Genomic DNA, 12,548 nt, shown 5'->3' on the forward strand with positions numbered 1-12,548 from the left:
TATTTTATTGGAGGTGAACCCATCCTATCCCAAAAAGGATGGGTTTTCTCTTTTTGGGAATAGTTGAATTGCCCTCACTGAACATCAGTAATTATCCTATGCATGCATAGTAAGCCTGGTGTATTTTAAAGTATCTTGCTACATACCGAGCAAATTTAAAAACACATACCATTATTAATCTATATGAAAATAGGCATCACTGGCACAGGGAGTTATCTACCTGAGATCATTACTAAAAATGAAGACTTCTTAAACCATCGATTCTTAGAGACGGACGGCAGTGAATTTAAACATTCCAACCAGGTAATTATTGAAAAATTCCAGGCCATAACAGGTATTGCAGAACGCCGTTATGCCAAACCAAATCTCAATACTTCAGATTTAGGAGCCTTGGCGGCAGAACAGGCCATAGCAGACGCAAACATGGATAGGGAGGAACTGGATTACATCATTTTTGCCCATAATTTTGGCGATGTGGAACAGGGGAAAATACAAGGTGACACCCTGCCTTCCCTTGCTTCTAGGGTAAAGCAACAGCTAAAGATTAAAAACCCCAACTGCGTGGCCTATGACATGCTCTTTGGATGCCCGGGATGGATAGAATCCTTGATACAAGCCAAAGCATTCATCAGTTGTGGGATGGCAAAAAAATGTTTGGTCATTGGTGGTGAGACCCTATCCCGTGTTATTGACCCTCATGATAGGGACAGTATGATTTATGCTGATGGAGCTGGCGCATGCATTCTAGAGGGCACAGATAGCCACGGAGAAATCCTGAACCATGCCAGCGAAACCCATGCCATAGACGAGGCCTACTACCTTTATTTTGATAAAACCTATGATAAAAAAGGTGATGCCAATACCCGTTACATTAAAATGAACGGTAGAAAAATCTATGAATTTGCTTGTACCCATGTGCCAAAAGCCATGGCCAGCTGTTTGGACAAAAGCGGAATATCCATAGATGAGGTAAAAAAAGTGTTCATTCACCAAGCCAACGAAAAAATGGACGAGGCCATTATTAAACGGTTCTTTAAACGGTATGGCAAACAGGCACCAGAGCGTGTAATGCCTATGATCATCAAGGAAATGGGAAACAATTCGGTAGCAACGGTTCCTATTTTATTTGACCGTGTTAGGAAAGGAAAGGTAAAAAACCATAATCTACAAAAAGGTGATATTGTGATTTTTGCCAGTGTAGGCGCCGGTATGAACATTAATGCAATGGTCTACCGATATTAATTGGCATTTCGTAAAACTTGATGAAAAACATCGTATCCGATTATCTGGCTTTAATTGGATTATATCGTTTAAAATTTAGACTTTTGACAGATGTACGAAGGAAAATATCCCCATAAACGATACCGTATAACCTTAGCATTTTTGCGCAAACATATTTCCAAGGACAAAAAGATATTGGATTTAGGTGTGGATAACCCCTTTTCAAAAATTATGAGGGCAGAAGGCTATCAAGTGGACAACACCAAGGGGGAAGATTTGGATGTAGCGTATGCTTGTGTTCAGAATTCAGAGGCAGATGTGGTTACTGCCTTTGAAATCTTTGAACATTTGGTTGCCCCGTTCAACGTCCTCAGGGAAATTAAGGGTGATACCTTGGTGGCGAGCATACCTATGCGCTTGTGGTTTGCCACCGCCTACCGGAGTAAAACAGACAAGTGGGATCGGCATTACCATGAATTTGAGGATTGGCAATTTGATTGGCTCTTGGAAAAAGCTGGATGGCACATTGTAGATTCCGTAAAATGGACCAATCCTACTAAAAAAATCGGCCTTAGACCATTACTACGCTACTTTACCAAAAGGTATTATTTAGTCTACGCGGTTCGTAAAAACCAAATCGCCTAAAAAACCCCTACCTGGAGATTGGGATTTGTAATTTGTTTTTTAGACTTTTAGCGGATGCATATTTGCGTTATCATTCCTGCACACAACGAGGCCCGTTTCTTAGCGCAATGCCTTTCCTCATTTGTATCCCAAAGCCAACCCCCTAATGAGTTGATTGTGGTGGATGATAATTCTTCTGATGAAACCGCCTCCATTGCGCAAAAATTCGCCGGGGAATACCCTTGGATCAAGCTACGGCACCACCAAAGCGCTAACCAACATTTGCCTGGACAGAAGGTAGTGGAAGCTTTTAATTTTGGCCTCCAACATGCCCAAAACTATGACCTTATTGGAAAGTTTGATGCCGATATCATACTTCCACCCAATTATTTTGAACAAATGCGCAACTATTTTCAAAGCGACTGGAAACTTGGCGTTTGCGGTGGTCTTTTGTACATCAAAAAAGAAGGTGGATGGATGTATGAAAACATAGCGGACAAATCCCATGTCCGTGGCCCCATTAAGCTCTACCATAAAGCCTGTTTTCAAAAAATCAATGGGTTACGGGCGGGTACGGGATGGGATACCGTGGACATCTTATTGGCAAAGTATCATGGTTTTACCACAAAAACAGATGCCTCCCTTAAAGTAAAGCACCTTAGACCTACTGGTCATGGCTACTCGCACTTAAACCATAAAGCAAAAGGGGCGGCCCTATATAAGATGCGTTATGGACTGCCTCTGGCTAAAATTGCATTATTAAAAATGGCGGTTCAGGCCAAAAACCCTGCCCTTTATATATTAGGGTTGTACGGTTTTCTTAGGGCTTTTTTCCTTAAAACAGAACGTTTTGTCACTAAAAAGGAGGGTAAATACGTTAGGCAACTCCGATGGAATGGGATTTTTAAAAAACTAAAAGTACTTTAAATGGTTGTATTTTTTCTTCTGATACCTCTTTTGGGATTGGTGTTGCTTTTTTTAAAAGACACCAATCCTAGGCGTAAAATAATACTGAACGGACTGTTATTACTTAACTCAGCAATCTATCTAGTACCTATGATACTAGCGTATCTGAGCACGCCAGAAGGGGCTTCTTTATTCAATGAAAATACAGGTGGTGGCGCTTTTTTATGGTTCTATATGTTGTTGATGCCGTTATGCGGGTTGGCACTTTTGGTGCTGGCCATTTTAAAAATTGTATTTATGGTACAATCAAAACAAAAAGCTAATAGTTCTGATCCAACACCGCCAAAATAGGTTTGCCCGTAGTTCCATTAGGAAAGGCAATACCGAGCATGCTGGCAATAGTAGGGGCAATGTCTGGAATCTCTGTTCTAGCAGCCGTTTCTCCTTTTTCAATCCCGTTGCCATAGAATATAAGCGGGACATGGGTATCATAAATCATAGGAGATCCATGGGTGGACCCTGTTCTAGAATAGGAGATAAAACCTGGCTTTTGCACAAAAAGCACATCACCGGAACGCTTTTGGTTCCAACCGTTTTGTAAAATGTAGGGAATGCCTTGGGTATAATTATTTTGCCACATCTGGGTTCCGGTAAATACTCTGTCCATCCCCTCATAGGACAAGAGTTCATAGGCTATTTCTTCTTGTATATCATCCAAGTCCATATCAAGGTTCCCTACCACCTTATGATCCAAAAAGACCTGGTTGTTGCTAATGTTCTTTACAATATCTGTTGTGCCATAGGTGTAGCTTATAAACTCGGTGAGGCGCGTTTTCATCGCGTTAAGGTCCAAATATCCTGCAGGGATATGGTTATCGGCCAAATAGGCCGGAACGTTGATCGCTGCATGATCTGCGGTTAGGAACACCGTATAATTTTGGCTGCCCACTTGGGCATCCAACGCGCCTAATAATCGCGCTAAATCTTGGTCCAAGCGCAAATAGGTATCCTGTATCTCCTTGGAGTTTACGCCATATTTGTGTCCCACATAATCCGTACTGGAAAAACTAACCGCTAAAAAATCGGTATCGGAATCCATCCCTAAATTTTCATTTGTTAGTGCAGCGATAGCAAAATCTGCGGTAATACTGTTTCCATATGGGGTAGCCCGTAAGGTACTGTATTGGCCATTGGCATCCCATAATTTGGGCAGATCGTAAGGAAAGGTCACTTTATCCTCCCCTTTAAAGGTTCCTTCATACGAGTTTGCGTCACTACCACTTTCTAGGTACGTAAAAATAGGTTTCAATGTTTCCCAAGGCTTTTTATACCCTTCCACCGCGTCTGAGGTGTTGTGCGCATTCACCCAAGCAGGCAGCACATCCATATAAAAGGAACTGGTGATCCAATTACCGGATTTACCCCCCTCAAACCAATAAGCAGCGTTGGCCGTGTGGCCACCGGGCAAAACAGCGCCCCTATCCTTTAAGGCAATGGCAATGGTCTTCCCGCGCATTTGCGTATGTAACCGCAACTGGTCCGTAAGGGTAGTGACCTGCATCCGATGGGGTGACATTTGCCCGGCATTGCTAGAGGTGCCTATGCTCTCATAAGCATCGTCCGAGGAGCAATATACTTCCTTATCCTGCACCTTGTCATACCAGTTATTGCCAATAATTCCATGAACTGCAGGGGTGGTACCGGTATACACGGAGGCGTGCCCGGGCCCAGTGCTTGTGGGGGCATAATTAAAATGGTGGTTTTTACAATTAAAACCATCATTGACCAGCCGTTTAAATCCGTCGTCTCCATAATGGTTCCAAAAACGGGTCAGGTAATCATAGCGCATTTGATCTACAACAATCCCCACAACCAACTTTGGGGCACTTTCAACTACCGCCTTAACGGTTTCCGTGTTTTTTTTCTTCTTTCGTTGACCAGAAGCATGGGGAGACACCAAAAGAAACGCGGTGGCAAAAAAGATGAAGGTTCTCAAGGTCATAATATTTCATTTAATACCTACAAAGCTATTGATTTCAAAGAGGTAAAAAATGAATTTAAGGTTAAATACAAACCAATATTAGTATTTTTACAGCTGAAGCACCCAAAGATTTATGAAGCATCTTGCCGCTATTGGCCAATATTTTTTAATGGTACGGGAGGTTTTTAAAAAACCTACCAAGTGGAGAATCATGAAGACCTTAATTCTAAAGGAAATAGACGAGCTGGTCTATGGGTCCCTTGGCATTATTATCTTTATTGCCTTCTTTATAGGCGGGGTGGTCACCATACAAACTGCTTTGAACCTTACAAGTCCGTTGATTCCCAAAAGCCTTATTGGTTTTGCCGCCAGGCAATCTGTTATCCTGGAATTTGCGCCAACGTTTACTTCCGTCATCATGGTGGGGAAGGTAGGCTCTTATATTACCTCAAGTATAGGCACCATGCGGGTTACCGAGCAGATAGACGCCCTAGAGGTCATGGGGGTGAATAGCTTAAATTACCTAGTGTTCCCAAAAATCATAGCCATGCTATTTTATCCTTTTGCCGTAGCCATTGCCATGTACGTTGGTGTGCTGGGCGGATGGGTGGCAGCGGTCTTTGGCAATTACGCACCCAGTGGCGACTTTATTGAAGGACTACAACTGGATTTTATTCCTTTTCACATTTCCTATGCCTTTATAAAAACCTACGTTTTTTCCTTTGTTATCGCAACGGTGCCGGCTTATCACGGTTTTTATATGAAAGGAGGCGCGCTGGAGGTTGGCAAGGCCAGCACAACGGCATTTGTGTGGACCAGTGTGGCCATCATTATTTTAAATTACGTACTCACCCAACTGCTGCTCGGACAATGATAGAGGTTAACGAATTACATAAATCATTTGGAGATACCCATGTACTTAAGGGGGTGTCCACTTGTTTTGACCAAGGCAAGACCAACCTTATTATTGGGCAGAGCGGATCGGGAAAAACAGTATTCTTAAAATGCCTTTTGGGACTATTTACCCCGGAGGAGGGCACCATCAGTTATAGCGGACAGATTTATGCCGACCTCACTAGCAGGGAACAGCGGGACCTAAGACAGGAAATGGGAATGGTATTTCAAGGAAGTGCCTTGTTTGATTCCATGACGGTGGAAGAAAACGTAATGTTCCCAATGGAAATGTTTACAAAAACAGCCAAAAGCGATATGCAGGATAGGGCAAATGAGGTGCTGCAGCGGGTAAACCTAGTGGATGCCCATAAAAAATTCCCCTCGGAGATTTCTGGAGGGATGCAAAAACGAGTGGCCATAGCAAGGGCCATTGTCATGAATCCCAAATACTTGTTCTGTGATGAACCCAACTCCGGCCTGGACCCCAAAACGGCTATTTTAATAGACAACCTTATCCAGGAAATTACCGAAGAATTCAACATTACCACGGTAATCAATACCCATGACATGAATTCCGTGATGGAAATTGGGGAGAAAATTGTTTTTTTAAAACAGGGTCATAAAGAATGGGAGGGCACCAAAAGGGAAATTTTTAAAACCGACAATAAGGCGGTAACTGATTTTGTCTACTCCTCTGAACTCTTTAAGAAGGTACGGCAAATGTATATTGAGGAAAGAAACTAAAACAACAGCGCTTAGGCTATATCATCAAAGAATTATTATCTATCAGGATAATGTAAAATTCTTAAGGATTAGTAATCTTAGCTACGGCACTACTCCACTTCCCGGACCTGTATGGTGCTATCTTTTAAGCGCACCTTTAACCATTCCGATACCCGTTTCATTTCTTCTTTCTTGGCATCGGGATTGATGCCGTCCTTTAATTTCACCTCAAAAATGGGTACCGTATCCTGTTTCTTAAAATCGGTTTGGACGCGGTTGGAAAAACCGATACCGCTAAGGTTACCGTAGAGTACCTTGGCCTCTTTTGAAATCTCGGCGAATGGAATGCTACGTTCCGCATATTTGCCCAGACTGGCCACTTCTTGCTCCAAAACCCGTATACGTTCTTCCTTGGTCAACAATTCCGCCTTTTTAGATTCGTACAATTCATTCACATAATTGAATTTTTGTTCAGAATCGTCACGACCGCCCTGCAACACACGAAGCTCCGTATCCACCAATCTGCTATAGGTGTTTTTCTTGTTGCGCCACATGTTCACTATATTTTCCGGAACCTCCTCCGTGCCCAAGATGGCCACCTCTAAGTAAGACCCCAGCTTTTCATCAAAATGGATATCGGTTAGGTCATTTTCATAGCGCCCATTGCCCTTAAATTCATATATCTCAACCGTATTTGCCAAAAATTCCTGGGCCTGTTTCCGGAAAAGGGATTCTTTAAAAACCGTGTAAAAGGTAAATCCGGCGGGTATCATCACCGCCAGCCCCACTAAAGAGGCAACCCTGGCAATAAACCTACGCCTTTGGGAATTGGCGTAGCGCACCATGGGAAACCGTAGGTACTTGATGACCAAAAAAGTGGCCAACGCTATAAAAATGGTGTTAATGGTAAACAGATACATGGCGCCAAGGGCATACAAAGGTTTACCAATGGCAAGTCCAAAACCAACGGTACACAAGGGCGGCATTAATGCCGTTGCAATGGCCACCCCAAAGATAACACTGGCAATGGTTCCTTTTTTAGCACGTGCCACCACTAAGGCAAGACCCCCAAAAAAGGCAATCAAAACATCCCGGATGTCTGGCTTTGTGCGTGCCAAAAGCTCTGAAGATTCATCGCGCAGTGGAAAAAGATAAAAGAACAGAAAGGCCGTAAGCACACTTAAGATCACCATTACCCCAAAGTTCTTTAACGATCGCCGCAACATGTCAATATCATTAATGGCCAAGGACATGCCCATACCTAAAATGGGACCCATTAACGGGGAAATCAACATCGCACCGATAACCACGGCGGTAGAGTTGGCATTTAGACCAACGGAGGCAATAAAGATGGAACAGATCAATATCCAAGAGGTATGCCCCTTAAAAGGAATATCGGCTATAATGGATTCTTTGGTGGCAACTGGATCGGTATTGCTCCTAATTTCCAAAAGTTCAAACAAAAAGGTTTTTGCCTTGCCCAAAAGCCCCTTTACGTCCTTTTTAATGTCTTCCCCACCCGCATCATTACTGGTTGGGGTAATATTATCCTGATTGAGGTTCTGGTTCATTTCTTACGCGTATTGGTCACCAAATTTATCCTGTACCTGACCACGTACTTGTTTGATATCTTGCTGCTTGGCTTTGGGATAGATCAAAAGCACATCATCCTTGTCCACGATAATATAATCTTCCAGACCATCCACAATAACCTTCTTGCCCTTTGCCGACCGGATCATGTTCCCTTTGGCATCCGCCAATATGGTATCACTGTTCACCACGGCATTGCCACTGTTGTCCTTGTCCAGCTTTTCATAGAGCGCGCCCCAAGTACCCAGGTCGTTCCAATCAAACGTAGCAGGTAAGGTAAAGATAGCATCGGAATTCTCTAAAATGGCATAATCTATGGAGATGTTTTCTGCCTTTGGGTAGTTTTCTGCTATAAAGCCCTGTTCCTCAGCAGTATTGTAACAAGCCATTCCATTTTCAAACAGGTCATATTGTGTGCTTTGGTAAGCTTTAAAGGCATTAACGATCGTGGTAACGCTCCACATAAAAATCCCTGCATTCCACAGGAAATTGCCTTGGGCCAGAAAATCTTTTGCCGTTTCCACATCTGGTTTTTCACGGAACTGGGCCACTTTTTTAATGGGGTTTTTATCCTTTTTTTCGTACTCTATGTACCCAAAACCAGTATTGGGATAACTAGGTTTTATTCCCAAGGTACAGAGCACTTCCTCCGTACTACATTTGTGAAAACAGGCGGTCACATCTTTTTCAAAGGCTACCTCATCTTCTATCCAATGGTCACTTGGGGCAACGATCATTACCCCATTTGGGTTCATTTTTTGAATTTTAAGTGCAGCATACAAGATACAGGGGGCTGTATTTCTCATGGCAGGTTCCAGCACTACTTGGTCCTGTTTCACCATGGGCAACTGTTCCAAGACCAAGTCATTGTAACGTTCGTTGGTCAGAATCAAAATGTTTTCCGTTGGTATAAACCTGTTGAGCCTGGAAAAGGTTTTCTGGATAAGGGTATCACCAGTACCCAGCATATCATGGAACTGCTTTGGATTATCGGTTGTACTCACGGGCCAGAATCTGGAGCCTACGCCACCGGCCATTAAAACTGCATAATAGTTCTTATTCATGGATTCTTTTTTAGTCCTTTATTAATTCTACCTCAGCATTGGGCTGAAAGAGATAAATACGTCCCGTGGACAGTTCTACACACTCATACCTTTTGGTGCGTTTTTGCCCCTTTTTAAAGAGCTTGCCATTATAAAGCCTAAAGGTACTGCCCATGGGTAATTCAAAAACGTAAGAATGGTCGTTCTGTTGTACGGTATCAAAAGCTTTAAGGGCAATGGCCAGGTGGGCGTCCGTACTGCTGCTTGCCTTTGGGTTTTTAAAATGGTTGGCAATAAGCGGCAATAATTTTGATGGAAACACTTCTGGCCGGATAAATGGGATCATTAAATGTTGAAAGGTTCGCTTCCATTCCAGTCCGTGCGGTTTAATGCGACGCCCAAATTTTTCAAAGGCTACCAAATGCGCAATTTCATGTACCAGGGTAATCAAAAACCGATACTTGTTCAATGAGGCATTTACGGTAATTTGGTGCATCCCATTGGGCAGTCTACGGTAGTCCCCATGGCGCGTTACCCTATGGTTTACAATTTTAAGGTTGACCCCATTGGCCTTGATCAATTCAAAACAAGGTTCCACGGCACGGGCCGGAAGGTATTTTTGTAGTACGTCGCTCACGGCCACAAAAATAAAGTATTATCACAATTCTTTTGATTATCCTTAATTTAGGAGTGATTTATGCCGGTGGGCAATGTGTTTAAAGCAAAACGTTAAATAGGTCTATTTGGTTATATTTTACACCTATTATTGGGGATGGTTGTTATTCATGCATAGAAGGCAAGCGGCGACACCGGTAAGGATAAACCTTAAGGAAACCTGAAGGTTCTCGATACAATTGCCGCCACCACCGGAAAGTGGTGACAACAATCACTCGAACTGACCTAGGTGAATACAGGGGAATAACGTATAAATGATGGATTTAAAATTGCTCACATCAAGGTTTAAATTAGGGAATATGGCGATCAAATAGTAGTTCAAAAACATGAATGAGAAAGTTTTTCCAACGCTTCTGTACTAAAATGGCACTGGTAAAGATAAAACCTAAGGAAACCAGAAGATTCTCGATACAATTGCTGCCACCACCGGAAAGTGGTGACGGCAACCAATAAGATGACAGGGCAGCATTTTTATAGCCCAAATAGATTACGTTTGATTTAAGGAAAAGATATGATTTTTACGAAACGCTTTTTTTTCATACTCTCCATTTTGTTTTGTGTACAATGCACAGAAAAGCCCGTTTTTGATTTGGCATCTGCCCTGACCCATACCAAAAGTATTCCCGGCAAAGCAGAATATTTGGATTCCCCTTATGTTACAGCCGGCAACAGGGTCTATATGGTAGGACACCAGAACGGAAGCTTTCCCGACCTTGGTTGGCATATTAAAGGGGAAATGGGCGGCATCTGGAACCATCCCATTAAATTAATGGACGGGTTTGAAGCAGAAATACGGCTTGCCAATGACACTGTTGCCCTAGATAATGCCACTTCTTTTGTAAACTATCCTTTTGCCAATCAGCATCATTTTCTGTTCAATGACAAGGACATCAAAGTAGTACGGACACAATTTGTACCAGACGATGTGGAGGGATTGGTGGTGCAGTATACAATTGCGAACACCGGAGAAACTCCAAAAAACATTACTTTTGTATTCACCGGAAATTCTGATTTACGCCCCACCTGGTTGGGCGAGCGAACCCAAATGGTCAATGGACAGGATGAGCCTACCTATACGGACAGCATTTGGGGATGGATATTTAAGGACTCCAAAAATCCTTGGACAGCTTGTATTTCACCCAACATAAAACCGGAAAGAAAATTTAGCTCCACCTTGGACGGTGAGGCCCTGACGGCTTCCGGAACCTTTGAGTTTGATTTTAACTTGCCCAACAAAGGCAGCAAAACCATTAGTTTTGCCATCTCCGGATCCTACACCTCCACAGAAGCTGCAACCGCCACGGCAACCAAACTGCACGATAGTCTTGCTTCTTTTTTTGAAGCGAAAAAATTACGGTACCAACAATTGGCCCAACAGGCCCGGCTCACCATCCCTGACAAAAAAATGCAACAAACGTTTGAGTGGCTTAAATACAATTGTGACTGGCTGGTGCGCAAGGTACCAGAGATTGGTACAGGTATCACCGCCGGAATTCCAGATTACCCTTGGTGGTTTGGGGTAGATAGTGAATATGCACTACAAGGGTATATGGCCATTGGACAGGAAGATGCCGTTTACAACACCATACACTTACTGGACAGCGTCTCCGAGGCCGTTAATGGCAATGGAAAAATCATTCACGAAATGTCTACCAACGGAGCTGTTTTTAATAATGGCAACATTAACGAAACCCCACAGTTTGCCACCTTAATCTGGCGCATCTACCAATGGAACGGTGACCGTACATTTTTAGAAAAGTACTTTCCAACCATTGAAAAGGGATTGGATTGGCTGTTGAAGGAAAATGATTTGGATGGAAATGGTTTTCCCGAAGGATTCGGGATGATGGAAATCCACGGTCTTGATAGTGAAATGATCGATGTGGCGGTCTATTCCCAAAAAGCTTTTGATGACGCCTCCCAAATGGCCACTATTTTGGGCAAGGACAAGCTTGCCAAAAACTATGCGGCCATCGCCAAGGAATTGAAGGCAAGAATCAACTCAGAATTCTGGTCAGAAGATTTTGGGTCGTATGCGGATTTTATTGGGACAGATGAACAAGCTCTGCGTTTAATTGATGATGCCATAGTCCGCGCGGACACCTTGGGAAAACCTTGGTCCATAACGGAATTGAAAAAGACCAAGCAATTCATTGTAAACCATCCATCAGACAAGGCCAGACCATTTGTGCTGCATCATAATTGGGTGGTGAACACCCCTATGGAAATGGGTATTGCAGATGGGGAAAAAGCGGTAAAAGCGCTGGAGACCGCTAAAACCTATGTAAACCCATTTGGGGTTTTTGTAACGGGAATAGATAGGGACAACTCCGCCGGTTCCAATGAAAATACCTATAAAGCACCGCCTATTTTCAACTATACCGGTGCGGTGATGACCCTGCCTACGGGCGTTTCTGCCATTGGGGAAAACAATTACGGCAGACCCAATGAAGCCTTGGATTATTTGGAACGTATGACACGTAGCTTTAGCTATGCCTTGCCTGGTAGCATGTATGAGGTCTCCCCAGATTTTGGGATGATGGCACAGGCCTGGAATATTTACAGCTATGCCTACCCCATTGTACAGCAGTTCTTTGGCATTCAGCCCAATGCGGCAAACAAAGAAGTAGTAATACATCCGCAGATGCCCGATAAATGGAAGGAAGCTTCCTTGGAAAATATCAAAATTGGAGATAATGAAATCTCTATATTCTACGCTATGACCAATGGTAAACCATCAATTACGGTTAAACAGACCAATATTGATTGGACCCTTATTTTAAAAACATCAGCAACTGAAAAGCCTAAAACCTATAAAGGCGAAATCACCACTACTAAAAATGGAACCATCATTAAAGGCAAAGGTGAAACAGTTTCCATAACCTTTTAAC

At 43.0% G+C, this 12,548-nt stretch carries 12 protein-coding genes; 8 read left to right on the forward strand and 4 right to left on the reverse strand.

All coding sequences use genetic code 11. The annotated features are described in order from the left end of the window. The first annotated feature begins 183 nt into the window (after positions 1–183). The 4 genes from I595_RS04425 (at position 184) to I595_RS04440 (ending at position 3,102) form a co-directional block, all read left to right on the forward strand. Complete coding sequence (locus I595_RS04425) at positions 184–1,242, forward strand: 3-oxoacyl-ACP synthase III family protein (RefSeq protein ID WP_054558195.1); 1,059 nt, start codon at positions 184–186, stop codon at positions 1,240–1,242. A gap of 90 nt (positions 1,243–1,332) precedes the next feature. Continuing rightward, on the forward strand, positions 1,333–1,866 hold the full coding sequence (locus I595_RS04430; RefSeq protein WP_054558196.1) for a class I SAM-dependent methyltransferase: 534 nt from the start codon (positions 1,333–1,335) through the stop codon (positions 1,864–1,866). A gap of 54 nt (positions 1,867–1,920) precedes the next feature. Beyond that, on the forward strand, positions 1,921–2,772 hold the full coding sequence (locus tag I595_RS04435) for a glycosyltransferase family 2 protein (RefSeq protein ID WP_054558197.1): 852 nt from the start codon (positions 1,921–1,923) through the stop codon (positions 2,770–2,772). After that, positions 2,773–3,102, forward strand: a complete 330-nt coding sequence (locus I595_RS04440; protein ID WP_054558198.1) for a hypothetical protein — start codon at positions 2,773–2,775, stop codon at positions 3,100–3,102. It begins immediately after the preceding gene. Here the strand turns inward: I595_RS04440 and pafA are convergent. Beyond that, complete coding sequence (gene pafA, locus I595_RS04445; protein WP_054558199.1) at positions 3,071–4,753, reverse strand: alkaline phosphatase PafA; 1,683 nt, start codon at positions 4,751–4,753, stop codon at positions 3,071–3,073. The two genes, I595_RS04440 and pafA, sit on opposite strands and share 32 nt — an antisense overlap. Before the next feature lie 112 nt (positions 4,754–4,865). Between pafA and I595_RS04450 the strand changes: the two genes are divergently transcribed. Together I595_RS04450 and I595_RS04455 are read left to right on the forward strand one after the other, a co-directional pair. Continuing rightward, entirely contained in the window at positions 4,866–5,606 is a 741-nt protein-coding gene (locus I595_RS04450) for an MlaE family ABC transporter permease (protein ID WP_054558200.1), read from the forward strand. Beyond that, complete coding sequence (locus I595_RS04455) at positions 5,603–6,370, forward strand: ABC transporter ATP-binding protein (RefSeq protein ID WP_054558201.1); 768 nt, start codon at positions 5,603–5,605, stop codon at positions 6,368–6,370. Before I595_RS04450 ends, I595_RS04455 begins: the two co-directional genes overlap by 4 nt. An 89-nt stretch (positions 6,371–6,459) precedes the next feature. On the opposite strand, the gene I595_RS04460 is transcribed toward I595_RS04455, so the two are convergent. From I595_RS04460 to I595_RS04470, 3 genes are read right to left on the reverse strand one after another with little or no spacing between them, the layout of a single operon-like run. Further along, entirely contained in the window at positions 6,460–7,920 is a 1,461-nt protein-coding gene (locus tag I595_RS04460) for a DUF389 domain-containing protein (protein WP_054558202.1), read from the reverse strand. Between the two features lie 3 nt (positions 7,921–7,923). Beyond that, positions 7,924–9,003 (reverse strand): mannose-1-phosphate guanylyltransferase, encoded by a 1,080-nt coding sequence (locus I595_RS04465; protein ID WP_054558203.1) that lies wholly within the window; start codon positions 9,001–9,003, stop codon positions 7,924–7,926. A 10-nt stretch (positions 9,004–9,013) separates the two neighbouring features. Next, complete coding sequence (locus I595_RS04470) at positions 9,014–9,619, reverse strand: SprT-like domain-containing protein (protein ID WP_054558204.1); 606 nt, start codon at positions 9,617–9,619, stop codon at positions 9,014–9,016. 368 nt (positions 9,620–9,987) lie between these two features. Between I595_RS04470 and I595_RS17710 the strand changes: the two genes are divergently transcribed. Together I595_RS17710 and I595_RS04475 are read left to right on the forward strand one after the other, a co-directional pair. Next, the gene (locus I595_RS17710) at positions 9,988–10,110 is read left to right on the forward strand and encodes a hypothetical protein (RefSeq protein ID WP_262485529.1); all 123 of its coding nucleotides are present in this window, start codon (positions 9,988–9,990) and stop codon (positions 10,108–10,110) included. A 58-nt stretch (positions 10,111–10,168) separates the two neighbouring features. After that, positions 10,169–12,547 carry an amylo-alpha-1,6-glucosidase gene (locus I595_RS04475; RefSeq protein WP_054558205.1) on the forward strand — a complete coding sequence of 793 codons (2,379 nt, stop codon included), beginning with the start codon at positions 10,169–10,171 and terminating at the stop codon, positions 12,545–12,547. Position 12,548 lies beyond the last annotated feature (1 nt).

Origin of the sequence: Croceitalea dokdonensis DOKDO 023, assembly GCF_001306415.1 — a bacterium.
GTDB classification, from domain to species: domain Bacteria; phylum Bacteroidota; class Bacteroidia; order Flavobacteriales; family Flavobacteriaceae; genus Croceitalea; species Croceitalea dokdonensis.